Here is a 25,165-nt window from a genome sequence, read left to right on the forward strand (position 1 = left end):
TTTAGTGGCATGTTCAGGCACTTTTTTTATCCATAAAAAAATCTCAGACCGGCAAATAGTCTGAGATTTTTAGTCATGGCTTTTTGTAACAGCTTTTAATTACTTTGCGGACTGTGATCCAAGGAAACAGTCTCCTTGGTTTTTCGCCTTCTCAATATGCTTAGAATCAGTCCTGCGGATATCATCTCCAGCAATAAATGTGAACCTCCAAAACTCATGAATGGTACGGGGACACCAGTCAGTGGAGATAAACCGAGATTCGTCAGCAGGCTTAGTATAAACTGAGCTGAAAAGACTGCTGCCAATCCTGTAATGAGCAATTTTCCATAAGGGGGATTCACACTTTTGGCTGTATTCGATATTCTGTAAATAAAAAATAAAACCAGAGCTAAAGCCATGATAGCGGCTAGCCACCCAAACGAATAGATGATGTACGCCAAGATATAATCTGTATGGACCTCAGCAATGAAACTTGGGGTGACTTGAAGGGCACTTCCTATAAAATATGCCTCACCTATTTTAAGATCTGTATAGGAGCTTGCCATGGAGTAACTCTGAGAAAGGGACAGCATATTCCAGATGGGCAATATAGAAGCAGCAAAGGCGAATGTGATAGTTTGCTTAAGGCTGGACCTTGACGTATGCATGATTGCAGCGCATACAATGATGCTAATAATAGTAGCTGTGAAGGCTCCTGTAGTGGCCATTAATAAAATGGGCAGTAACATCATACCTATAGCTAACCAAGATTTTCGATTATCATTCCAGTCCCAGGAATGAAACATTCCAGCAAACGCAATGACTAAAAGGAATGGAGTGATTTCGGTGAAATTAATAGTGGCAAAACCTACATTTAAAAATGGCACATCATCGACTCTGACGCCAATGAGAACGGTCAATAAAAGTATGAGGATTGTTGCCGCATAAAGGTGCCTGGAGTATTTCATCAATCTTCTGTAATCAAATATAAATAGGCTTAGCATAAGCACGGCACCCAACGAGTAGAAGCTGAGACTTTTATTGAAAACTTTCAGTTCCTGAAGCTCTGTAAAAGCCGAATGGAATTGCAAATAATACATAACCAGCAGTCCAAATAGAGAAGCTGTCAGCACTGGAAGCAAGGTTTTCACATCCATAGGGGCTTTATGTGTTTTGTTAAGCTGCTTTCCCAGAACCCCTGCATCTCCCATACGTGCCAATGCTTGATCTATAGCCTCTTCTTCAGAAAGTCCTGTACTCATGGCCTCCTCTTTGAGCGTATGAAGATGATCGTTAATCTCCAGTTTTATATGGGCATGTACATCCTTATTTTTTATCTTTTTACACAAATCTCTAATATATATTTCAAACTTATTATCTATTCCCATACGATTTTCTCCCCGCTTAAAACTTCGTCAACAGCATTCTTGAAAACGGACCATTCTTCTTTTTTTTCTTGAATAAACTCTTTGCCCTGGTCATTAATCTTGTAATATTTCCTCTTTCTCTTTCCGTTCCCTTCGCCCCAGTAAGATACAATTAATTCTTTTTCCTCAAGGCTGTGAAGGATGGGATAGATTGTGCCTTCCTTAAAACTAAAAATTCCATTAGACTTCGATTCCAGCTCTTTGATAATTTCATAGCCGTACATTGGTTTAGAATGAAGCAGACTCAAAATAAGAGTAGTGGTACTACCCTTTAGCAATTCTTTGCTAATCTTCATAAACAGTCCACCTTCCTAATGCATAGTAAATCTATGCATAGAGATTATATGCATAATTTATAATATAAATTAATTTGTGTCAATATGTCTGAAAAGAAAAACAGAAATAGGTGCCTGACCCCACATTAGCTAATTCTCTAAAGCTTGTGGGGTCAGGCACCTTTTTTTTTAAAATGTATAAAAGAGATAATTGGTGGGTAAGATTATTTTTACAAAGTGTAAAGATTAATTTTACACCTTTCTTTAGCGCTAGTGTATAATTAAATTAGAAAACATGGAGGTGAAAATAATGAAATTATATGCTCTGCAGCGAAATATTGGAGAGAATTTACTTACTTTTCTTAGGCTAAATGGTTATACCAAGTCTTCGTTATCAAAATTAACTGGAATTTCCCGGCCAACAATTAATCAAATTTTAGAAGGACAAAGCCCTAATCCTAGGATATATGAAGAGCAATTAAAAAAAATCACTGGAGCACTAAAATTACCTTTAGATTATCTCATAAATCCCCCTTCTAATAAGCCGGAGAAATGGCAATTACCTTCAACCCAATATTCTGATAGATCAACTACAGCCAAGAGAAGTTATATAGCACAGGATCTATTAGATGATTTAGACGAGTTATTAACTGTTGCTGCTTTTTATATAAAGGGGTGAAAACTTGAGGATCACTAGTACGAATTTGGATGAAACGATAAAGTTAAATCAACAAATAGAGAGTGAAATTCAACGTCATATCAAATTTATGCATCGGCACTTTGCTAAATATGATATACAATCTCCGGAAAAACAAGCATTGCAAATTTTGAAGGATCATTATTTAATTCAAATACCTATTCCGGATTCTGATTGGGGCGGGGCCATTAGAGAACTGCCGAACGGACAAAAAGTTCCAGTCATTAATACGTCGCAGCCACGTTTGTATCAATATTTTATTTATTGGCATGAAATATTTCATTTAATCGAAGAACCTTTTTCCTCTGTTCCCCATGATATCTTAACCGAATTTGACTTAACAGAACGTAAGGCTGATTACTTTGCTAGTCAAATGTTAATAGGTAAAGATCTATACTTTTACTTTCTGGATTCAATAGAAGAGAAGTTCATTGAACGTGCAGCTAAATGTATGGATACATTCAAAGCTCCTTACAAAGCAATCCTCATACAGTTGTATGAATCTGCCATTGAATACCAAAATGAAACGTTACAAGAGGAAATAAGAGAAAACTTTGATATTGCATTAAGTAGAGAAGAATGGATAGAACTGTTTAAAACCTTATCATTAGATGAAAATTTAGTGAAACCTTCACACACAGTAGATTTTGGCCTTTTAAAACATCTTGCAGAAAAAGAACAAATTAAAAATCCAGAGGACCGGGTATTCCATGAGACTAGGAATTTTATTTTTGAGTTAGAAAGAAAATACCTGGACGTGAAAGGGAAACTGGAAAGTGGGGAATTATAGAGATTTAGATGAAGTAATAAATAACTCAAGTAATATCAGGATTCTTATTATAGACAATAATAATTTGGAATTCTGCAGTCAACATGAGGATCAATTTCCTGGAGATAAAATATTTAAAAACTATGAGGTAATCCTGGTTCCTGATTGGGTACATGCCGAAATATCCCATAGTGAAAAAAGATTAAATTATTTAGCCGGCATCAATGTTCCATATTTTGTTATGAGTGAAGAGGAAGACTATACAGAATTAGTGGAATACCAAGAATTAAGGCTTATGAAGCTATTTGAACATGCTTCCTCTTCTATTTCTAAAGCCAGGAAATATTTTTCGGGTTTAAAGAAATACTACAGCCAGAATGATGATTTACCTGAAGGTTGGATATCTCAATTCTATGATTTAGGATTTGAAATTAAAACTACAAAAGCGAAGTTAGAGGGAGAAGCTGAAACAACAGAGCTAAGAAAAAATGCTGGTGAAACTTCAATCCTCGTTTTAACCTACTTACTACTTCACCACTATCATACAAAGATTAAGCAGATCACCATTTTCTCCAGTGACAAAGGAACTCTTACTATTATACAAAACATTATGCAGCATCTCCACAAAATTGAATTGATACATAATCCTTTAACTTCTATCAGTTTTAAAAGTACAGATATTCTGCTAATAGAAGCCTATAAAGATGGAAGAATTACATTAGAAGATGTAAAAAGGATTCGTACGAATAAAAAGAGTGTAATTTATACTTATCAGTTGTATGACTCCAGCAGTTCCAGGCATGAACATGTTTTGGATACCGATGAGTTTATTAGAATATTGGGAGATATAGAGAATTACCATTTTGAATTTTAAAAGTACCTTACAGTGTTTCACGCCAGTGCGACAATAAATTGTATTCTCTTGAAAAAGGGAAGGGAGGGGTAATAGAAGTTAGCTTAGGAAGAGCTTATTCAATACCCGTCTGGAGAACAATAGCGAAGAGGAGCTTTCATAAGCGTCCAGGTACAGCTCCCGAAGTGCCTTCCTCAAAGCACCACTCTCATTGTCATCGTCCACTCCAATCCCTATACAGTCCTTGTATGGCGAAGAATCCTGGCAAATGGTTGCTGTTACTTTGTAATAAGAAGGGAATTGCAGAAGCTCAACTTCTACCTCATCCCCGTGCTCGTTCTTTATTCTTATAACTCGAGAATTTCGATATTCAGTTATCAATGGTTTGTCCCCTTTCAAGATTAACTCCTCGATCACTCTACTTTGCCGCATTTGTTATTTCTCTTCCAGGTCACTATTTTCCTCAGCTATCTTTACTAATTCCCATGTCTTTATCCCAAGTGCCTTGGCGATTGATGCGGTGCCAGCGCCAAGGCTGGGGTCAATATGGTTTTGTTCCACCTTACTTATGTACTCGCGTGAATAGCCGGTTAATCCTGCTAGGTCCTCCTGGCTGATTTTCTGCTCGGCTCTTAGTCGTTTGATTGTGCTCCCGATGTAAAGGATCTGCTCTTTGTCCAAAGGAAATTTCTCCTTTTTACAGTAATTACATAACTGAGCAGGCGGAAACACTATGAACTATAGTTCACAAAAGATGTGAAATTTTATAAAGTGGAGGTTTTAGCACGAGAAGGTCTGTCTTAACCGGATATCGAAGTCGTAACCTAGGATTGGGATGCTAGTTTTGAATCAATTTTGGTTATTAGGTTAAGAGTAGAGGTCGGTCTTTTACCAGGAGTTCAGGAAAGGCAAATAGTTTAAACTTCATTATTGCACAATAAAAAGGGTGCGATCTCCTTATTGAAGAACCGCACCTGTTAGTGAAAAATATTATACTTACTTTCTTTTATTTGCTTCAAAGTCCCAGGGGATTACTCACCAACCATACCGTCACCATCACGATCGTCCATATATGGGTACAACCAATGATCACTCGTTATCGGCATGCTAAAACCTGCTGCTTTTGCTTCTTTTATGGTCACCTGTCCATTACCGTTTGTATCGACACTAGAAATATCACCGCTTGTGTTTGTACTGGTTGTTTCAGTTGGCTCGCTGCTTGTTAAACCGAGTGATTCGTTTACTTCATCAGGGTTCACATTGTCAAATTTATCAACGATCTCATTACCCATTAAAGTATAGGTATACTGATAACTTGAAGGAATCTGCGTTTCCGTATTCGGATATGTGATAATTGCTTCAAAATTAGCAGCTCCACCTGCCTTACGAATCGCATCTTCCATATAAGCTTGATCGCCATGCCGGTTGAGCGTACTATCTTGTGGAGTAATATTATAAGCATTAGATACCCCGCCAAGAGAATCAGCAATGATATGCCCTTCATCTAAAACGTCACTTTCCACACCAGGAACCTTTGCCTCATCAGAATAATACCTTCCAGTCGACAATACAGGTTCGGTACTGTCATCTTGCAGAATGATTTCCTCAGCAATGACACGTACTAGCTGGCCGTATTCATTCGTAAATGCCCAATATTCCCGATCCCCATAACCAATGTCAACTACGACTTTGGATTCACGATAACCAGATACATCACCGCCATCAACCTCAATAAGTTTGTATCCTGAGAAAAGTTCATTATTTGATTGGGTTGAAGTTTCCTCGGCAGCTGGAACACTTGCCGTTTTCTCTGCTTCTGGTTTAACAGTAACTGTAGTTTCTTCTTGTGGAACCTTATCTGCATTTGTATTGGATGCATCTTCAGCGTTGGTACAGCCGGCTATAAGGGTGATTGTTAAAAGTGAGATTAGGTAGTTCATTTTCTTTTTCATTTGTGTACTCTCCTATAGAAGTTTAAGTATTAATCCTTAAAGTTTATGAATTTTAACGTAGATTAGTATTGTTAACCTATTCATATTACCACTAAGTTCCATTCTTTTTTGAGTGGTGTATATTTCCTGCTATTTTATGCAAGAAACTTTATGAGGGTTTTTAGAATATACTGCCCAATGCTTTAATACATTCCTAAGAATAAAAAGGTGTCTGTCCCAACACTAGCTAAAGCTTTAGTGGTGGGGCAGGCACCTTCTTTTATGAATGGGACTTGGATTGACTATTTCTCCTCTAAATTCATTGATACTATTAGTGTCACTCGTCTATTCTGAGGCAATTAGTACCCAGTTTTTATCCCACTGTAAAATTAAGTAAATGCTGATCTCTACCTATTTATATATTAAATTTTTGTTATAATTGTTACAAATCCAGTAATGAAACGGAGTTTATCATATGGAGACAGTTTTAACGAGACCTTCCGCAGCGCCTGTTATTCAAGCGCTTCGTTCGATTGGATATAATGCAAGTACTGCAATTGCTGATTTAGTTGACAATAGCTTGGATGCCAAAGCAGATACAATACATATTAATTTTGCTTATGGCGAGAGTGATGGCAGGATTACAATTTGTGATAATGGGTTTGGCATGAATGATGAAATGCTTCAGAAGGCCATGAATATAGGATCTAAGGATCCGAGAGTAAAAAGAGGCGCTAATGAATTGGGCCGATTTGGTATGGGGTTAAAGACTGCATCCTTTTCACTCGGTAAAAGATTAAGTGTTCTTTCTAAGAAAGATGGAGTATATAACGAAAGATGCTGGGACCTTGACCATGTGTCAGAATGCAACGAGTGGCAGCTTTTCACTAAAATACCTGATGAGGTAAAAGAAAAAATGGGAGACATAGATTCGGAAAGCGGAACAATTGTCTGCATAGACAAGCTTGACCGCTTTATGGGGTATGGAGGGAAGCGTAAGCTGAAAGAAACTAGCTTCTACAATAAAGTCGCCAGGATTAATAGGCATCTCGAATTCGTATTTCATTCAATTCTTGAAAAGAGCGGAGTACAGATGTTCATTAATGACAAGGAAGTTGTACCATGGGATCCTTTCATGCGTTATCACCCAAATACCATGGAAGGCGAAATGCAGATGCTGAGGATTAATGAGAACCGCATAAAAGTACAGTACTTTATTTTGCCGCATGCTTCTCATTTAACAGAGCCGGAATATAAAAAGGCTGGCGGCTATAAAGGCTGGCGTGATCACCAGGGATTATATATTTACCGTGAAAATCGCCTTCTATACTTCGGTGATTGGATGGGTCTCTTTCCGAAAGATGCAGCATCACAGCTTGCTAGGGTGCGCATAGATCTTCCAAATGCAGCTGACTCAGACTGGCAGGTTGATATTAAAAAGTCTGGGATTAACCTGCCGGAAGATGCAAAAAGAAGATTGGAGGCCATTTCCTCCATTGCGCGCAAAGTATCCAGAGATATATTCTATTTCCGCACCCAGCCAGGTCCGAGGAATCCTTCCGTAAAAGGGAGCCTGAATACATGGGAACAGTCCGGAAGCGAGGATGGCCCGCAATTTATTTTAAACCGAAATCATCCTATTCTATCCGAACTTCTGAAAAATCTGGATGATGAAAATGCAAAGCTATTAAACTTGTATCTAAAGTTTGTTCAGCTTGGGTCCCCAAGCAATATTATAGATTCTCCAAAGGTCCCGGAAGAAGAAGTGCAGGATGTGCCGGAAAGCCAGAAAGAGCTGGTTATCCAATTTGCCTCTTCCATGCTGAAGCTGAATGTGGCTGAAAATGAAGAGCAGCTGTTTAACATTCTCTTAACGCAGCCTGCCTTTGACGGCTTGAACCGGACAACCTTAAAAGCAATCACAACGGAGGCGAATTTGATTGTCGGCAATTGATAATAAGAACGTTTTTGAGCAGGCCTTTACGAATAATTACTATATGTTAAAAACGATATCTGAAAACCAAGAGGAGGCTGCAGAAAAGGCACTCGAACTAGCGAGAGTTCTCGCATCTGGATATGGGAAGATTGATGATGCTCATTTTCAGAAGTGGTCACTTGAAATGTTTAGGAAATATAAAATCGGCCAAGAAGTTCGTAAGGTTCATGTAATGATAAACTCGAAAGAAAAAAGCTGGTTTGAGCCTAAATTGGCTGCGAGTGGTTTTTTCTGGACGAGATACCGCCGTTATTTGACTGAGATGAAAAATTGGCCGCTCGAAGCTGTGACTGCTATTGATGACACAACTAATCAGATTTTAGCCTCTATCGGTAATCCTAAGTCTATGGAGCCATTTGATAAGCGCGGCCTTGTATTAGGATATGTTCAATCAGGTAAAACAGCCAACTTCACAGGCTTAATCAATAAAGCTTATGATGTCGGCTATAAGCTGGTTATTGTTCTGTCAGGAATTCATAATGACTTAAGAGCGCAGACTCAGATTCGCTTGAATGAAGAGGTCATTGGCAACCGGACGGACAAGGATGGAAACCCTATCGGAGTTGCTCAAATATACGCGAATACAGCCGAGCACATCATATCATCCTGGACAACAGAAGAAAATGATATCAAGTCCAGTCGAAGAGGAACAAGCAACCTAAACTCGCCAACTTTAATGGTTGTAAAGAAAAACAAAACCGTATTGGAATCACTCCGGGATCAGTTAATTACACACCGTAATTTATATAATCTGGATATCCCCGTCTTAATTGTCGATGACGAGGCAGATCAGGCATCAGTTGATACTTCCAATCCAGATAAAAACGAAGATCCGAAAACAATCAATCGTCTGATCAGGCAAATACTTGAGGTTTTTAAGCGAAAGGCTTTTGTTGGGTATACAGCAACACCATTTGCGAACCTGCTTATCAGTAAAGAAGGAAGGACAGACGAGGAGGGGGAGGATTTATACCCGAAGGATTTCCTTGTCGGCCTGCCAAAGCCTAAGGAATATTGCGGGCCAGAAGAATATTTCAATGTGCAAGAAGATGCAGAAGATTCTCGCCCTAGTCTGATCCGCCATCTGCGGCAGGAAGATCTTGAAGTATTTACTACTATTAAAAAGAAATCCGATGCAGATAAATTTGATGAAGTGCCTCCGCAAATGCGTGAAGCCATGCTTGAATTCCTTCTTGTTATTGCGATCCGCAATTTGAGGGGCCAAAGTAAGAAGCATAATTCGATGCTCATTCATACATCACGCTTTAAGGATGTCCAGTCGAGTGTGAAAGATGAAGTTGCACGCACTTTCGATGCCATCTCAAAGCAACTGCAATATAATCCTGACAGCAGTGTGATAGCAGAACTAAGGGAGCTTTATGAAAATGATATCCTTCCGGTAAGCAGGGATTGGCCTAACGAAAAGCACAAGGAATACGGCTGGAATGAAGTATACGAAGAGCTGAGAAAATGCTGTGAGACGATTCAGGTATTTGAAATAAACGGAAACAGCCGGGATGCTCTGGATTACCATCAATATAAAGAAGATGGTTTGAATGTTATCGCCGTGGGCGGAGACAAATTATCCCGCGGACTTACACTTGAAGGGCTTAGCATTACGTATTACTTCCGGAACACCCTTATGTATGACACACTTATGCAGATGGGGCGCTGGTTTGGCTACAGAAAGGGATATATGGATCTGTGCCGCATCTATACTTCAGATGAAATTGCTTCGAATTTTGAACATCTGGCTATCGCCATGATTCAGCTGCGCCAGGAATTTGACAGGCTTGCTGCCTTGAAAAAAACTCCTTCTGAATATGCTGTGAAGATGCTGAGCCATCCAACGATGATGCTGACCAGTCCGCTGAAAATGAGGAATGCAGTAACTTCTAATGTGATTTATGCAGGCACACTTCAGCAGACGAGGTTATTTGATCCAAGTGAAGAAGTATTAAAAGGGAATATGAATGCAGCAGTAAATCTGGCAAATAAGCTTCCGCTGGAAAAGACTGCATACAGAAAAACAAACTTTTATGCTGCTTCTGGTGTGGATTCCGGCATAATTAAAGAATTTTTGTCTGAATATCACACTGCCGACAGCAATATTGTAAATTCAGCATTGATTGCTGATTATATTGATCGCGCTAATCATGAGGGTGAGCTTATCGATTGGACAGTGGCAGTAGTAGAAGGGGATCCTTCAGCTTCCTCTGGTCTATCTGATTATCCTGTTGATTTAGGAAAGATCCATTTGAAATCGGCAGCCGCTCTTGGTAAGAAAGTGAAAGCGCCTGAAAGCAAAAATCAGATTAGGGACATTGGGGCAATCGTTTCCCCAAACCATGAATATATGGACCTTGACTATGAAGAAATTAAAGAAATCAAAGACCGTACAGAGAAACGAAGGATGCGTGACAAAGAAAAAGGTTTAATGCTGATTTATCCCCTTCATCCAGAAGTTCCAATCTTCAGCAGTCTGGGTGTTGAGTTCTCGTCAAAACTAGTGCCAGTTGGAATAGCATTCTCTTTTCCGGGTACCGAAATTGACGACACTAGTGTCTATCAGACTAATAAAACGGTTTGAATAACTTTATTTAAGGAGAGTAGCTGTGTTGAACCTAAAAATAGAGTTTGAACAAATGATTCAAGAACTTAAAAACCAGGACGATAGTGAGGTATATAAGCTGAATGTCCTGACATACGAGAGCCCTGTTATGTTCGCAGGAATAGATCCTGCGAATCATCATCGCCAGCTGTACATTGATCTCGGGACGGAAGCATGGGACGACAGCCAGGAAAGAGCCCTGCCAAAATGGCGGGGAATGTCAGTCAAAGTGGAATACTTTGAAAAGCTTTTCCTCTTAAAAGAGCATTACTTCCTTGTAATTCGCCAAGAAGATGAGCAAAGCCCGGAAATTTTCGATGTTGTCCTCCAGAATCTCGCTGAACATTTAATTGCCGAAAAGGAAGAATCTTTATTTTCTACTGTATATAAGGTGCTTGACCGATGGAGGACTTTCTTTCTGCGGGGCGGTTTTAAGCGGCTTTCTGATGAACAGCAGCGCGGTCTGTTTGGGGAATTATGGTTTATCAATGAATGGCTGGACAAGCACCCAGGCCAGCCACCTTTAATAATTGAACAATGGGAAGGTCCTACCAAGGGCCGTATTGACTTCAAAGGATCCAGATGCGGGCTTGAAATTAAAACGGTTATTGATAAATTATCAAAAACCATTAAAATATCAAATGAGAATCAGCTTAAACTTAACGATGCAGTTTCTTCAATCTATTTATATGTCTGTTTTCTTGAACAGAGCCGCACACATGGCATCAGCCTTCAGGATCTGGCCCGGGATGTGCGTGCTAAGCTGGCAAAAAGATCCGAAAGAATTGCCCTTATTTACAGTGATTTAATGACTGATCTGGGTTTTAGAGAAGAAGAATATGGGGATACGCTGTTTTTCGTTGAGAAAACAGAAGTATATCAAGCTGGAGAAGATTTTCCGCGGCTATTAAAAGAGCATCTGCCGAAGGGGATATCCCATGTGAGCTATAATATTGATCTGACTCATTGTTCTGAATATGAGAAAGATCCTGATGACATATATCAAATGTTTAGAGTGGAAGGATAAGAGATGATAGAAACTAGACAAAGAAAAGAATTTCTCCTTGACTTCATGGAGGAGCTGGAAGAAAAAGCAATTAAAACGGGGAGCTATCAGATTCCATTCCTTGAAAAGATGATTTCATTCATGGACAGGCCTGACGATCCGGAAATCCTGATTCCTCCTTATAAAGATACGGCAAAAAAAATTGCAGTGAATGCATATTCTTTTGATGATGAAAACCAAGTGTTAGACCTGTATGTGGCTGATTACAGCTTTGAACAAAATGAAGAAGATCTGCTCACGGTCAACATGACGGCTGTAACTGAAATAGCGAATCAGGCAAAGCGTTTTGTCAGCAATGCTAAGTCTCTTCTTCAGACAATTGATCATTCATTGGAAGTCTATGATCTTGCTAAAGCTATTGATGAAAATATAGATAATATAAGCGAAGTGAATATATTTGTAGTGACTAACCTGTACTATGCTTCAAATAAGCAGGTTGAGATAACTATTCCAGGCATTGAAACTGTGAATGTCCAAGTTTGGGATATCGACCGCGTTCAGCAGCTGATTACTTCTGAACAGGCTATAGAGACCGATTACATCGATTTCGAAAGGGACTATGGGGAAACTTTCGAAATGATGTTCGTTCCAGATCCCTCAAGCGGAGTGAAGGAATTTGACTGTTACGTAGGATATATCTCAGCAGAGCTCCTTGCTAAAGCATATGATGAATGGGGCCAAAAGCTTGTTGAACGAAACGTGCGTTCATTCCTTCAGGCAAGGGGAGGAACCAACAAGGGCATTCGCGATACGCTAAAAGATCCATTCCAGCGCAAGATGTTTGTGGCCTATAACAACGGCATCTCAACTGTGGCGCGTACCGGTGAATTTGAGCCTGTGAAAGATGGCGTAAATCAATATAAAATTAAAGGTCTTAGCGGCTGGCAGATTGTCAATGGCGGTCAGACAACGGCTTCAATCCACAAAGCTTACAAGGATGGAATTAGTTTAAAGGATGTTTATGTCCAGGCAAAACTGACCATTCTTCAGGTTAATGAATTTGTTTCTAAAGATCAGCATCTTCTCGAAGATGAAATGATCTCCCGAATTTCACAATATGCCAATACACAAAATAAGATCAATAAATCTGATCTATTAGCCAATACTCGCTTTATGTCCGATTTGGAGAAATTCTCGCGCAATATCTGGATTCCGGCAAGAGATGGAAGAAAACCGGAAAGCAAATGGTATTTCGAACGTGCCAGAGGCCAGTATATGGTGGACATCAACCGCCGGAAGCGGGGCAAGGAGCAAACTGATTTTAAAAAGCAGTATCCGAAAGATAAGGTCCTTACAAAAGTCGACTTGGCTAAATACTTTATGTCGTGGGAGGGCTATCCTCACGTTTCCAGTAAGGGCGGAGAGGAAGCATTCAAGAAGTTCATGGATCTGAACAAGACTTTCTGGAGCGGCAGCACACAGGATAAGATTACTTTATCCGTTTATCAGAAATTGATTGGCAGGGCCATCATTTATCAGCGCGTCAAAGAAATCGTTGATGAAATGAAGCTGAGAGGCTACAAGGCAAATGTGATCTACTATACAGTGGCGATGATTCACCATTTATATGGCGGCCAAATTGATTTGGTTGGAGTATGGGAAGAACAGTCACTATCTGATAGATGGGATGATATTGTACGTACGATTGCAGATAAGACTTTGTTCTATCTGAAAGAATCTGCCGGGGAGCGGAACGTTACCCAGTGGGCGAAACAAGAAGCGTGCTGGATTCAGTTTAAAGAAACCTGTTCCCAGGAACTGAAAAACTTAATTTAACAGAAAAGCACCCTAATCTTATGATAAAGATTCAGGGTGTTTTTCCTTTAAGGTTGTATTGTCCTTTATAAATACAGCAATTGAATCAACTGCAGCATCAAAATCCTGTTTGAATTCATGCTCCCATATGCGCAAAACTTTCCAGCCGCGGTCTAAGTAATACTGATTTACTTCCTGATCCCGGCTGACATTCCGAGTTAATTTTTTTGTCCAATATTCTTGATTTGATTTTGGCATATTGCCATGAATGGGACAGCAATGCCAGAAGCAAGAGTCTATAAAGATGGCGATTTTATATTTCTTTATTGAAATATCCGGTTTGCCGAACAATTTTGCATTTTTTCTAAACCGAAAGCCTTGCTTCCAAAGGGCTTTTGAAATGTCATTTTCAAGCTTTGACTGGGACTTGATCGCCCTCATGTTATTGGAGCGCTGTTCTTTTGTTATTCTTTCTGGCATGGAATCACTTCCGATTAAGGGTATATTGAAATCTTACCCAGGGCAGCTGAACATTACACCAATTGCCATCATTCGTGCAAAAATATTTATGATATAATTGAAAAGTTGATTAAAAAGAATTTGCGAACGTGCGTTCGTTTATTATAAAATATAGAGAGAAAGACTACTTCTTCCAGAAGTGAGGTTTTAGGATGGAGAAATTAAAAGTAATGGACCTTTTTGCAGGGGCAGGCGGCCTCAGCAGCGGCTTTGAACAGACCGGAAAATTCAAAGCAAAAGTCGCTGTCGAAATCAATGAGAACGCAAGAAAAACCTACGAAAAAAACCATGAAGACGTAATATTGTACAAAGATATTACAGAGCTTAAGTATGTGAACGAACAGGGAGAAAAGATTGATGAATTTCGTGATATCGATGTAATAATTGGAGGTCCGCCTTGTCAAGGATTTTCCAATGCTAACCGTCAGCAGAATACGCTTATATCTTCTAATAATCAGCTTGTAAAAGAGTATTTGCGTGCTATTGAAGAAATTAAGCCGAAAGCTTTTGTGATGGAAAATGTCAGGACTATGGAATCAGCAAAGCATAAGTTCTTTTTGACTGAGAGTGACGAATCTGAGCTTATTAAACTGGAAATAGAGCCTGCAGAAGAACATATAAAAATCGGAAGCATCACTTCCTACTCGGAGAAATTAAGAGACTTCCTTAAAAATGCTTCCGAACATCGCACTGACTTAACACCATTTATGGTAAGTAAGGACATAATGTCCAAGTTAAATTCACTCCTAAGGCATGCCAAGAAACAATCCAGCAATGATTTGCAGAAATTCATACAGAAAGACACAAATCAAAAGTTCTTTAATAAGCTGTTAAGTGATCAATGGCTGAATCAGCATAAGGAGTACTGGGATAACCACTATCAATTGGATTGGTCAGATCTCGGGGAGATGCTTAAACGTTTAATGGACGGCAGTGCTAAAGATAACAACTCATGTGTAAATACACTAGAGAATATCATTGAAGCTCAAAAAGTCATTTATAAAATTTCAGAAGTTATTGATAATGACATTAGGCTGTTTGATATTCAAATTAAACAAAATGACTTTGAGATTACTATTAAATCATTTAATGTGTTTAATTATATAAAAAGAAAATTGTCCAACTTAGGCTATGCTTTTAATGAAGATAAATATATTTTCAATGCTGCTCAATATGGTGTTGCACAGGAAAGAAGAAGACTAATTCTAATGGGCATCAGAAAAGACTGCTTAGAAACCGAAGCTGTCGTAATCCCGGAGGAAATATTACCCGAACGAGAGAATTTTAATAAAATTTATGACGCTATTGGTGATTTAGAATCCATATCTCCAGAAGTAGATGTAAAAAAGGATGAAATGGACAAGATTTCGCATTGTCCTTTGGCTGGCAGTCCATTAAATGCTTATCTTAACAATTGCGATAAGATTTATAATCATGTTAGAACTGAAACTCGTGAAGTAGCTTTAAAAAGATTTAAGTCTTTAAAAGAAGGACAAAACTTTCACGATCTTGATGAATCACTAAAAACAACCTACACAGATCACACTAGAACACAGAATACTGTATACAGAAGGCTGGCTTATAATGAACCTTCAGATACTGTTCTAAATGCTCGGAAATCAATGTGGGTGCATCCGATTAAAAACCGTGCTATAAGCATAAGGGAGGCTGCCAGGCTGCAGTCGTTTCAGGATTCTTATAAGTTCTGTGGACCAAAGGACTCACAATATCAGCAAATAGGAAATGCTGTACCTCCTATTCTGGCAAGAGCCATTGCAGAGGGGTTGCTAGAATCCTTAGGCATTGAATTTGAGGACAAATTGAAGGACGTTTTATTGTTTGGAGAAAGAGCAGTAAACAACATTAAAGTAACGAGCGGAAGTTAAATAATTTTGAATTAGGTGCCTGATCCCACATTAGCTAGAGCTTTACAATGTGTGTGATCAGGCACCTTTTTTCTGGCTTGTGCAAAATGATAAAAAGAGTTGAGTATATTTTTTTGAGACCTTTAATCTCTTCAGGGTTAGAATTATAATGTTCCTACCAGCCAGTATTATAATTAAATATATAAAGATAAATTATTCTATAATCCCTTAATCGTATGCCGCCTAAATCCTCCGATTGTCCTCTAATAATAATTTTTCCACAAACTAATATTCTAGAAGTTATCTTGAAAAATAATGGCCTGATTCCACATTGTTAAAACTTAAAGTGTGTGGGTTCAGGCCCTTAATTTGTCTAGGCAGGATGCGAAGTTAATTTTTTAATGGGCATCCAAAGTATTGAAAAAGGATCAACGGACTCAATTACCTGTCCTGGTTCCCTGAGAGTATCCATAAGTTGGATTTTTTTTTATTTTATAAACGGTTTCCGAGTGTTATGACGAAGGAGCATTACCCCAATTTTTAGTTTGGAATCTAGCCAATGAACTTATTTCCTTGGGTTCCAGACTAACAACAGGCCAAAGTGGATGGCTGATTAATAATGAACATATCTTAAATTTAAAAGGGAAAGTTACTCCTCATTTGTTTTTAATATCTTGCCTTTATGAGTTGTTTCTTCAGTGTAATTACTATTTCAAATCGTTAATCTATACCTTTGTGGGATACACTTCTTTGGATAAATGGATAATCGATAATCAGGTAATTGATAGTAAGATAATTGAACTAATAATTATGATAAAAATGGATAAAACATGGAAAATATTTAATAGATTATAGTTAGGTATATGCTAAAATTACTATATTAGTTAAATATTTTGAAAGAAGTGAAAAAAATGTCCATTAAGAATTTGAAAGTTCTTAATAAGATCGGCTCAAAAAGTTTACCTACCTGGATTAATTTTGCTTTTGAATTAGGAAATTATATAAATGATCATGGGCTTAAATATAAGAAACCAATAAATATTGTTCTTTCACTTCCAAGTGAACAATATTTTTCCTTATTTATTGCAATGGGAATAGCAGATAAAACGTTTTCTGTTAATAAACAGATGCGGTCTATTAGAAAAACTATATTAAATTTAGAAAAAGGCAGCCGAATAATCTATAAGGATGACCAATCATCGAGAAAGGCATCCGTTATTTCTGTAGAACCGAGTCCTGTTTTTGAAAATGAAATGATGTTAAAAATAAAAGATGGAAAATTTGATAGAGGGATACCTGAAAGACAGTGGATTGAAAAAGTAATTTTACTAGATGAAGAGTTTGATGAAATAAAAAGATCAAGAAAGGTGAGTAATAAACAGCAGATAGGACTAGAGAGAAGTCCCTTGCTCAGTGAATTATATTCACCTAGTCAACTAAATAAAGTAGCATTTTATCCCGGTGATTCATATTATTTAGTTGGTAATACTACACAAATTACAAATTCTATGAGCGAAGAAATGTTTGTTTGTAGAGGTGTAAAAGGTTCTATAGGGGATTTTCTTTATTTGGATAACTTAAATAGTTATACGAACGGGAAACTATTTTCATCGCAAATGAAAAAAAATGAAGTGAAAATTAGTGAAGAGGTTCCTGTTATTTTTTCAGATATAAACAGTTATATGAAACAAGTAAAGTATTTCAATAATAACCCTAAAATTACTATATTAAGCAGAACAGACCACGAAAACCGAATACATGAAATTAAAGAAGAGTTAAAAAGAGAATTATTGCAAGGTGATTATAGAATGGTAACTGATGAAATTGTAAAATTTCTTGAATCAAGGGATGCTCAAATACCTATGGGCATTGAGATCCTTGCTTGGAGGTAAATGTTATATGAGTTTTAGTAATTTATTGAGTTTTTATGATCAAGAGGAAAAAAACGTTTTATTTAAACAGGTTGAAAATGAAAAGTTACTGACCCTTGCAGATAGTATTGAAAAGTTTAGGTTAGAGATTCAAAATAGATATGAAAATGATGGCCATTTACTTGAGGCTTTAAATGTATTTAAAAAAATGTTTTTTAGGTTAGTAAGCAGTCTATTTCCCTATAATAAAACCATAAATCCAGACTCTGAAAAAGAAATTCTCAGCAATTTTTATCAGATTAAAAACAGTTATCCTGAACTATTTTCTAATATTGTAATTGATATTGCAAAAGCATTTAGAGAAGTGACAGAAATAACTTCGAATAATTTAAGAGACTTTTTACATGAATATATTAATAATAGAGCAGAAGCAGGATTAAGAATAGCAATAGTTACAAAAAGGGCAATTTCAATTGATGAGAGATACTTATTCCAAAGTGAATTAAAACCTTTTTTAAAGATAAGTTACTATACAGAAAATAGTTTTAGAAAAGACTTAGAATTCTTTGATGAGGTCATTTACATAGGAACCCCTAGTTATTTTGGTGAATATGTTAAAAATACTTTTAAAGGAAAAACTAATACGTTCATTTCCTATGATCTTTTTCCAAATTATATATCTCCAAAACACTTATTTGAAGATATAAGTAATAAGGATATATATAGCACTGTTTATGAAAAAGTTACCTTTGGCAAGACGATGGGAAAGAAAAGTAAGCTTAATTTGGAAGAAAAAGATTCTTTAGATAGGACAGTAAGCAGATACCTTGAGGAACAAAAAAATGGCGAAGAAAATCCTCAAGATATGATTGAGGCATCAATTGTATATCTTGAAAATGATCGGTTTTTATTTGCGCCAAGAGATTCAAAAATCCGTACCTTCTCTCTTCATGACAAAAGCAATTATATTAAACAAATAAATTTTAATGATGTGGAAGAGGATGACTTTATAGTAATTAGAAATGATAGAGACACCAAGTTAATAGCAGAGGTAGCCGATCAAGACATCTTAAAATCAAAAGCAAGTATCTATAGAATAATTCAAAATGAGTGGAAGAATAAATTACGAATTAAAGTTGAGGAAAAAGGATTAAAACGTGTAAGTAGAATATTAACGGAGAAGTATCACTTAATAACATCTTCCATTGCTTCAGTGAGGTCTTGGTGTAATGAAGAATCTATATGTCCTAATGAACTACCCAAAATATTAAAAGCATTAAAGTATGAGGAAACTAAAATAAAAGAAATATACAGTTGTATGAGAGAAATACAACTGGCTCATAGAAAGGCAGGAAGAATTATTTCAAAAAAATTAATGAATGAACTCTCGAATGATATGAATATATTCAAAGAATTGCAAGAGAAGGGATATTATACATTTATGTCAAGCGAGTTCCAAGGTGCTTCATTTAATATTGAAAGAATTATTTCTATAAACAGAAAAAAATGTCTAGTAGCCCCTCACAACCTAATGAAACCAATGAATGTAGATTAATCGGAGAGAGGAATAAATTATGGGAATAACTATAGATAAATCATTAAGAAACCGCCAAAAAGTTTTAGACAATGTTAAAGAGGAGATAATCGGACCAGGTCAGATTAGAGAACATTATTTAAAATTTAACCCTGTTGGTACTACACTATTTGAAACAAGAGAAGAATTGTACAAACCATATTATTGGGAAGTAGGAGGAATAAAAGAAGAGATACTTCAAAGAGAAACCCCAACTCAGCGATATGTTAGTGGGCATTTATTTCCCCTAGGTACAATTGAAAGTGAGGAAACTTCTCTTGAAACTCCCATTGATAAAGAATTAAATGATAACCAAGATAATGATGATGTAGATAAGTTATTTGAGCGTGAGGAAGGTATAGAGACAACTGAAGATGAAGGAGAGGTAGAGTTATTTCCACAAAAGAATGATTTTATGCCCTCAACTATGGGGTTAACGTTTTGTATAAATAAAGACCTACCAGAATTAAAAGTTTCTATCGAGGGGGGAACTTATACTCCACATAATGTAAAAGTTAAAGGTGAGAGCAATAGTATTAAATGGTGGTTACGAGAGTCTATTGAAGGTTTATGGAATCTAGAAATAAAAAAACTAATAAGTCAAAGACAGATAGAAGAAACGGTTGAAATGAAGAATAAAAAGGGGGAAAAGATAAGTCAGTACAACATTCATTTTCAGGCACGCCTTCGTGAAGTGAACGGGAAGTATGTTATTACAATAAGTACTACTAATCGTTCTGCATTATCTAAAATTAATAGTCAGCAATTAATACTGTTTCAATCTGTTATGAAAATAAGTACAGCTGATAACTTCTCGTTTTCTGTTTATCCAAAACAATATCAAATGAAAAGGATAATGAGTGACGAAGAGGCTTCGACTGAACTTCTTTACCGCAATGAGGGAGTGTATGCGTTTGGTCACGGATGTGCCGCTCATTGGGAACAAAACAGTCCTAAAATTCAACAGATATCTACAACGTTTATGCCGGAGTATGAAACACTTAGTATGACTCCAAACGTTTTTGTGAAAAAAGATGGCAAGGAAGTAGAACTTGAAATTAGAATGAGTGATTTAGCAGGACTATCTTCTGACGCCCATCCAAAAGATATTTTACAGCCATTAATAAATGGGTATAAAAATTGGATTTTAACAAAACGTCAAGAGATTGGAGATCTTCCCAAAACATTACAAAAAGCTGCCGAAAAGCACATGGACCTATGTCAAGAAAGTTTAGATAGAATGATAAGGGGTCTAGAGTTGCTTAAAGATAACCAAATATTAGATGCCTTCCGTTTAGCCAACACTGCTATTCTTTTACAACAAGAAAATGGGAAAGTAAAACGTTATGGAAATATCCAAAACAAACAACTTATTTTTAATAAAACTTTTAAAGATAGTGTTTTCGATGAAAATAAACTTAAAAATGCAAATAATACATGGAGAGCCTTCCAGATTGCTTTTATATTAATGTCTATCGAATCGTTAGTGGATGAAACAAGTCAATCAAGGGATATAGTTGATTTAATATGGTTCCCTACTGGTGGGGGTAAAACAGAGGCTTATTTAGGTGTTGCTGCCTTTCAAATGATACTAAGGCGTCTTAATGATCCGGTGGACGCTGGTGTAGATATCATGATGAGATATACTTTACGTCTTTTAACTGCTGACCAGTTTCAAAGATCTTCCCGGTTAATTTGTTCTTTAGAATATCTTCGGGAAAAAAACCGCAATAAACTTGGTGATGTTCCATTCTCAATTGGTATTTGGGTAGGTTCCAAGACTACACCAAATAATAATAAAGCAGCCAAAACGGCTCTCAATAAACTTCAAAAAAATGAAAAGAATGTACCTCAATTTATTGTAAACAACTGTCCATGGTGTGGTGCTAATCTAGGATATTATGAGGAGAAAGGTAATAAGAAGAAACACTACCTTGGCTACAAAATTTCAGACAATGAGAGACTCGTAGTACATTGTCCAGATAAGAACTGTCATTTTTACGATGAACTGCCAATTCATATCGTTGATGAAACCATCTACCAAAAGAGACCAACTTTCTTAATAGGAACAGTTGATAAGTTTGTTCAATTAGTTTGGCAGCCAAGAGCAAGAGCATTGTTTGGCTTAGATAAAGAAGGAGAAAGGGTTATTAGCCCACCTTCATTAATTGTGCAAGATGAATTACATCTGATTTCGGGTCCATTGGGAACACTTACTGGATTGTTTGAAACTTTGATAGAAGAACTATGCATAAAAAAAGTAAATGGTACTATTATTAAACCTAAGATAATCGCAGCAACCGCTACTATAAAACAATTTGAGGAGCAAGCACTTGCTTTGTTCGGCAGAGAAGATGCCCGTCTATTTCCAAGTCCGGGGTTAGAAAGCACCGATTCATTTTTTGCAACTCCAGCAATGGATAAGGAAAACGGAAAACCAAAGCCCGGTAGAAAATATGTTGGTGTTTATACTACCACAGTTCGTATCATGATGTCACAAGTAATGACATTCTCATCAATCTTACAATCTTCTGCTGAAATAATTGAAGATGAGCGGGACCCATATTGGACACTTCTTTCTTTTTATAATACTCTTCGTGAATTGGGTGGAGGTCTGACTTTGTCACAAACTGACATACCACAATATTCTGGTGCTATGTCAATGAGAAAAGGGTTGATGAAAGATATAAGATATACAAATAGTGTATTGCAATTGTCATCTGGAAAACAAAGTCATGAAATTACTAAGACTATAGATGATTTAAAAATAAGTTATAATCCAAACAAAGAAAAAGGAAGAGATTCAACAATTGATCTATGTTTAGCATCAAATATTATTGAAGTTGGAGTTGATATTGATCGATTGTCTGTTATGGCAATTGTGGGTCAACCAAAGATGACTGCCCAGTATATTCAGGTAAGTGGGCGTGTTGGCAGGCGCTGGTGGGAAAGACCAGGATTAATATTCACTTTATACTCAAATACTAAGTCCAGAGATAAATCTCACTTTGAACATTTTAGAGAATATCATCAAAAGTTGTATGCCCAAGTTGAATCTACGAGTGTAACTCCATTCTCTGATTCTTGTTTAGATAGAGGGCTGCATGCAGTAGTTATTGGTTTTTTAAGACAAGCATTAAATGACGATGTAGCAAGAACTCCTGACTGGAATGAAATCAAAAAGCATTTGAATAATAAAATCTTGCCTTTTTATAATAGATTAATTGAAAGAGCGACACTTGTTGATCCCGAACAAGTAGATGAACTTAAGAGCAGGTTTCTTACAATTTTGAAACGGTTAGAGCGTGGCGGTTATACTGCTTGGAAGGTTGATTCAAAAGTTAATGGTTATATGTATTCAGCAGGAACTACTATTCCGCAAACCTTAAAAAGTAAAGCAGAACCAATGATAAATACGATGAGAAATGTAGATTCAGAATGCAGAGGTCTAATTGCATCAATATATCAAGATTTTGATAGTAATAGCAACGAGAGTGAGAGTGGTTGGGAGGCTTTGTTCTCATGAGAGACTTACCATTAAGAAGAGGGCAACTTGTTACTACATTTGGACCTGGTGCCTTAGTCATTAGTCCAGAAGGAGAATCAGCAATGATTGGTTCTCTTGATAAATGGTTTTATGATAAAAACGAAAACCGAATTAAATCTTTTGAGGAATTTGAAATCCAAGAACCTAGACTAAGATCTTTACTAAGGGTAAAGAAACTATTATTACCTCCTGATTTTAGACCGGGTTATCAGTATAAAGGTGGAGGTAATGCTATAACCCAGACCAATACGGATTTATATATTCCATTATTGCGGTTTCCTACATGGCACTATTGTCCAGTATGTAAAACGTTACATCAAACTTCTATGGCCTCTAGAACTAGTTGGCTGGATTGTAAGGAATGCAAAAAACAAAGGAAAATGATACAGGTACCTTTTGTGATTGTCTGTGAACATGGTCATATTTCAGACTTTCCTTGGAGAGAGTGGGTTCATGGTGATGAAAAAACAAATTGTGAAGGGTTAATGAAACTTGTTTCAACTGGTGGTGCAACATTAGATTCTTTAAAGGTTAAATGTAGTTGCGGTAAAGATACCGAAAGATCTTTAAAAGGGATTATGTCACGAAAAACTACAGAAGATATGGATGATAGTGGTATCAGTGAATTAAGTAAAATATTGAACAGAAAAACAAATGAATTGTATAGGTGTCCGGGTAAAAAGCCATGGTATGGATCTGAAAAAGATATTGAAGATTGCTCTGGCTTTCCTATTGCTGCATTAAAAAATTCTATAAATGTTTACTTTCCAAATACGATAAGTGCAATTCATCTGCCGGGGGAACATAATATAGAAGTTGAAAATTTAATAGATATGTTTGAAAAGTATGGAATAACTTCTTTGTGGCTGAATGACTTTGAAAAACTCGAAGAAAAGATGAAAATCGCCAAAAAATTATGTCCACCTGAGATAAGTGAATATAGTGATTCTGATATTGAACTTGCAATACTTTATATTGAAGGTGCAATAGAAGAGGATGAAGTATTACCAGAACAAGTTAATACTAGAAAAGCAGAAATCGAATTAAGAAAAAAAGAATTTGAAACACTAATAAAGGATGTTGATACAAAAAATTTAAAGGTTAGAAAAGAATGGAACCCTTCAGATGGATCAGATTATGAAGTATCTATAAATTTTAACTTAATCAATAGGGTAACAAAGTTAAAAGAAACTATTGCTTTAATTGGTTTTGACCGATTAAGTACTCACGAAGATGAGGGCAAAAATCAAATAGTAAAGGGTAAAAGGTTATTATTTAAAGATCCGGATCTACTAGAAAATAATTGGCTACCTGCATACAAAGTATATGGCGAAGGAATATTTTTTACTTTAAGCTTAGAAAAATTAATCTCTTGGGAAGAGAGAAGTGATGTTTCCCGCTACTTTAACAAATTAATAACTCGAATAGAAAAAAAAGGAGCAAATGTTGATGATACTTTACTAAAACCTAGGAATATACTTTTACACACTTTGTCGCATATTATCATTGATGAACTTGCTTTAACTTGTGGTTATAACTCAGCTTCACTTCGTGAGCGCATGTATTTTAATGACAATCAATGCGGTGTATTAATTTATACTTCTTCAGGTGATGTTGACGGCACCTTTGGGGGACTAGTTAGAATGGGTAAGAAAGAAAGATTTTTTCCTGTCGTGGAAAAGGCTATCGATAAGGCTAGATGGTGTAGTTCCGACCCAGTGTGTTCTGAAATTGGTAAAACTTCTGGTCAAGGTGTCAATAACTTTAATGGTGCAGCGTGTCATAGTTGTTCCTATCTCCCAGAAACATCATGTGAATTAGGAAATTTATTTTTAGACAGAACTTTATTGATTGATCCAAAGATAGGTTTTTTTAATATTGATTAATCTATTTCTTGAGTCCAGTACTAAAGGAGCCAAGGGGACAGGTCCCTTGGCTCCTTTTGAGTCGGTGCAAAGGGCATATTCCACTGGCTCAGCTAGGTTTTTAGTTTATGGGTTTTGATAAGGAAGCATTACTCAAGATAGAATATATACTGTGATTTTAAATAATAGGAGAAGATTTCTTATGGAAGAGTTAATTCAAGCATTTAAAGATAAAAGTTTTTCATTGAAGCAAGAGACAATCAAAGCAATTGAATTTGAAAATGTACATACAGAAGAAGTAGCTTATTTATTGCCCTATAAGGAAATTACAGTAGCTTTAAACCCCGTCACTGTAGAAAATTATTTTTTGCTGAAAAACGCAGCCAAGGGATTAACCCATAGCACAGCGTTGAAGAGATTTCCTAAGAGAATCAATACGGGCGAAACTCCTATAACATATGGGTATTCTTTTAAATTCCAATCAGTTGAAGAACTTTCTTCTTTTTTGAGAGAGTTTAACTTACTGACTGCTGAATTACAGGATGTAATTTAAGTGGCTGATCCCA

The 25,165-nt window shown here is 36.7% G+C and carries 19 protein-coding genes; 13 read left to right on the forward strand and 6 right to left on the reverse strand.

What is annotated here, in order from left to right; all coding sequences use genetic code 11:
* Positions 1–95: 95 nt before the first annotated feature.
* Together FZD51_RS03805 and FZD51_RS03810 are read right to left on the reverse strand one after the other, a co-directional pair.
* Positions 96–1,367: an FtsW/RodA/SpoVE family cell cycle protein gene (locus FZD51_RS03805; protein WP_148973550.1), complete on the reverse strand. Its 1,272-nt coding sequence runs from the start codon at positions 1,365–1,367 to the stop codon at positions 96–98.
* The gene (locus FZD51_RS03810) at positions 1,358–1,702 is read right to left on the reverse strand and encodes a PadR family transcriptional regulator (protein WP_148973551.1); all 345 of its coding nucleotides are present in this window, start codon (positions 1,700–1,702) and stop codon (positions 1,358–1,360) included. Before FZD51_RS03810 ends, FZD51_RS03805 begins: the two co-directional genes overlap by 10 nt.
* A 289-nt stretch (positions 1,703–1,991) precedes the next feature.
* Between FZD51_RS03810 and FZD51_RS03815 the strand changes: the two genes are divergently transcribed.
* The 3 genes from FZD51_RS03815 to FZD51_RS03825 are packed head-to-tail and all read left to right on the forward strand — an operon-like array spanning position 1,992 to position 4,021.
* Entirely contained in the window at positions 1,992–2,360 is a 369-nt protein-coding gene (locus FZD51_RS03815; protein WP_148973552.1) for a helix-turn-helix domain-containing protein, read from the forward strand.
* Positions 2,361–2,385: 25 nt separating this feature from the next.
* Positions 2,386–3,168, forward strand: a complete 783-nt coding sequence (locus FZD51_RS03820; RefSeq protein WP_148973553.1) for a hypothetical protein — start codon at positions 2,386–2,388, stop codon at positions 3,166–3,168.
* Positions 3,155–4,021: a hypothetical protein gene (locus FZD51_RS03825; RefSeq protein WP_148973554.1), complete on the forward strand. Its 867-nt coding sequence runs from the start codon at positions 3,155–3,157 to the stop codon at positions 4,019–4,021. Before FZD51_RS03820 ends, FZD51_RS03825 begins: the two co-directional genes overlap by 14 nt.
* 78 nt (positions 4,022–4,099) lie before the next feature.
* Here FZD51_RS03825 and FZD51_RS03830 read toward each other — a convergent pair whose 3' ends face one another.
* The 3 genes from FZD51_RS03830 to FZD51_RS03840 all read right to left on the reverse strand — a co-directional run bounded on the left by FZD51_RS03830 (position 4,100) and on the right by FZD51_RS03840 (position 5,952).
* Positions 4,100–4,399: a hypothetical protein gene (locus FZD51_RS03830; RefSeq protein ID WP_148973555.1), complete on the reverse strand. Its 300-nt coding sequence runs from the start codon at positions 4,397–4,399 to the stop codon at positions 4,100–4,102.
* 36 nt (positions 4,400–4,435) lie between these two features.
* Positions 4,436–4,681 carry a helix-turn-helix domain-containing protein gene (locus FZD51_RS03835; RefSeq protein ID WP_187445619.1) on the reverse strand — a complete coding sequence of 82 codons (246 nt, stop codon included), beginning with the start codon at positions 4,679–4,681 and terminating at the stop codon, positions 4,436–4,438.
* Positions 4,682–5,031: 350 nt separating this feature from the next.
* The gene (locus FZD51_RS03840; protein ID WP_148973557.1) at positions 5,032–5,952 is read right to left on the reverse strand and encodes a DNA/RNA non-specific endonuclease; all 921 of its coding nucleotides are present in this window, start codon (positions 5,950–5,952) and stop codon (positions 5,032–5,034) included.
* A 454-nt stretch (positions 5,953–6,406) separates the two neighbouring features.
* Here FZD51_RS03840 and FZD51_RS03845 point away from each other — a divergent pair, with 454 nt between their 5' ends.
* Genes FZD51_RS03845 through FZD51_RS03860 form a run of 4 tightly spaced genes read left to right on the forward strand, consistent with a single transcriptional unit; the run spans position 6,407 to position 13,380 of the window.
* A complete protein-coding gene (locus tag FZD51_RS03845) occupies positions 6,407–7,885 on the forward strand; it encodes an ATP-binding protein (RefSeq protein ID WP_148973558.1) in 1,479 nt (492 codons plus the stop codon).
* Positions 7,872–10,517, forward strand: a complete 2,646-nt coding sequence (locus FZD51_RS03850; RefSeq protein WP_148973559.1) for a Z1 domain-containing protein — start codon at positions 7,872–7,874, stop codon at positions 10,515–10,517. Before FZD51_RS03845 ends, FZD51_RS03850 begins: the two co-directional genes overlap by 14 nt.
* A 25-nt stretch (positions 10,518–10,542) precedes the next feature.
* The gene (locus tag FZD51_RS03855) at positions 10,543–11,565 is read left to right on the forward strand and encodes a PD-(D/E)XK motif protein (protein WP_148973560.1); all 1,023 of its coding nucleotides are present in this window, start codon (positions 10,543–10,545) and stop codon (positions 11,563–11,565) included.
* A 3-nt stretch (positions 11,566–11,568) separates the two neighbouring features.
* Positions 11,569–13,380 (forward strand): AIPR family protein, encoded by a 1,812-nt coding sequence (locus FZD51_RS03860; RefSeq protein WP_148973561.1) that lies wholly within the window; start codon positions 11,569–11,571, stop codon positions 13,378–13,380.
* An 18-nt stretch (positions 13,381–13,398) separates the two neighbouring features.
* On the opposite strand, the gene FZD51_RS03865 is transcribed toward FZD51_RS03860, so the two are convergent.
* Entirely contained in the window at positions 13,399–13,839 is a 441-nt protein-coding gene (locus tag FZD51_RS03865; protein WP_148973562.1) for a very short patch repair endonuclease, read from the reverse strand.
* Between the two features lie 191 nt (positions 13,840–14,030).
* Between FZD51_RS03865 and FZD51_RS03870 the strand changes: the two genes are divergently transcribed.
* The 6 genes from FZD51_RS03870 (at position 14,031) to FZD51_RS03895 (ending at position 25,152) form a co-directional block, all read left to right on the forward strand.
* A complete protein-coding gene (locus FZD51_RS03870; protein ID WP_148973563.1) occupies positions 14,031–15,764 on the forward strand; it encodes a DNA cytosine methyltransferase in 1,734 nt (577 codons plus the stop codon).
* Between the two features lie 890 nt (positions 15,765–16,654).
* Positions 16,655–17,635 (forward strand): hypothetical protein, encoded by a 981-nt coding sequence (locus FZD51_RS03875; protein ID WP_148973564.1) that lies wholly within the window; start codon positions 16,655–16,657, stop codon positions 17,633–17,635.
* Between the two features lie 7 nt (positions 17,636–17,642).
* Positions 17,643–19,169 (forward strand): hypothetical protein, encoded by a 1,527-nt coding sequence (locus FZD51_RS03880; protein WP_148973565.1) that lies wholly within the window; start codon positions 17,643–17,645, stop codon positions 19,167–19,169.
* Between the two features lie 19 nt (positions 19,170–19,188).
* Positions 19,189–22,713 carry a helicase-related protein gene (locus FZD51_RS03885; RefSeq protein WP_148973566.1) on the forward strand — a complete coding sequence of 1,175 codons (3,525 nt, stop codon included), beginning with the start codon at positions 19,189–19,191 and terminating at the stop codon, positions 22,711–22,713.
* Complete coding sequence (gene drmB, locus FZD51_RS03890; RefSeq protein WP_148973567.1) at positions 22,710–24,620, forward strand: DUF1998 domain-containing protein; 1,911 nt, start codon at positions 22,710–22,712, stop codon at positions 24,618–24,620. The genes FZD51_RS03885 and drmB overlap by 4 nt, the downstream gene beginning before the upstream one ends.
* A 181-nt stretch (positions 24,621–24,801) precedes the next feature.
* Positions 24,802–25,152, forward strand: a complete 351-nt coding sequence (locus FZD51_RS03895; RefSeq protein ID WP_148973568.1) for a hypothetical protein — start codon at positions 24,802–24,804, stop codon at positions 25,150–25,152.
* Positions 25,153–25,165: the final 13 nt, after the last annotated feature.

The organism is Bacillus infantis, from assembly GCF_008180445.1.
In the GTDB taxonomy this organism is placed as follows: domain Bacteria; phylum Bacillota; class Bacilli; order Bacillales; family Cytobacillaceae; genus Bacillus_AB; species Bacillus_AB infantis_B.

What these genes read in the sequence shown, in the direction of transcription:
- FZD51_RS03805 (WP_148973550.1), bottom strand. Translation starts at nt 1,367, where the DNA reads ATGGGAATAGATAATAAGTTTGAAATATATATTAGAGATTTGTGTAAA.
- FZD51_RS03810 (WP_148973551.1), bottom strand. Translation starts at nt 1,702, where the DNA reads ATGAAGATTAGCAAAGAATTGCTAAAGGGTAGTACCACTACTCTTATT.
- FZD51_RS03815 (WP_148973552.1), top strand. Translation starts at nt 1,992, where the DNA reads ATGAAATTATATGCTCTGCAGCGAAATATTGGAGAGAATTTACTTACT.
- FZD51_RS03840 (WP_148973557.1), bottom strand. Translation starts at nt 5,952, where the DNA reads ATGAAAAAGAAAATGAACTACCTAATCTCACTTTTAACAATCACCCTT.
- FZD51_RS03845 (WP_148973558.1), top strand. Translation starts at nt 6,407, where the DNA reads ATGGAGACAGTTTTAACGAGACCTTCCGCAGCGCCTGTTATTCAAGCG.
- FZD51_RS03860 (WP_148973561.1), top strand. Translation starts at nt 11,569, where the DNA reads ATGATAGAAACTAGACAAAGAAAAGAATTTCTCCTTGACTTCATGGAG.
- FZD51_RS03865 (WP_148973562.1), bottom strand. Translation starts at nt 13,839, where the DNA reads ATGCCAGAAAGAATAACAAAAGAACAGCGCTCCAATAACATGAGGGCG.
- FZD51_RS03870 (WP_148973563.1), top strand. Translation starts at nt 14,031, where the DNA reads ATGGAGAAATTAAAAGTAATGGACCTTTTTGCAGGGGCAGGCGGCCTC.
- FZD51_RS03875 (WP_148973564.1), top strand. Translation starts at nt 16,655, where the DNA reads ATGTCCATTAAGAATTTGAAAGTTCTTAATAAGATCGGCTCAAAAAGT.
- FZD51_RS03880 (WP_148973565.1), top strand. Translation starts at nt 17,643, where the DNA reads ATGAGTTTTAGTAATTTATTGAGTTTTTATGATCAAGAGGAAAAAAAC.
- FZD51_RS03885 (WP_148973566.1), top strand. Translation starts at nt 19,189, where the DNA reads ATGGGAATAACTATAGATAAATCATTAAGAAACCGCCAAAAAGTTTTA.
- drmB (WP_148973567.1), top strand. Translation starts at nt 22,710, where the DNA reads ATGAGAGACTTACCATTAAGAAGAGGGCAACTTGTTACTACATTTGGA.
- FZD51_RS03895 (WP_148973568.1), top strand. Translation starts at nt 24,802, where the DNA reads ATGGAAGAGTTAATTCAAGCATTTAAAGATAAAAGTTTTTCATTGAAG.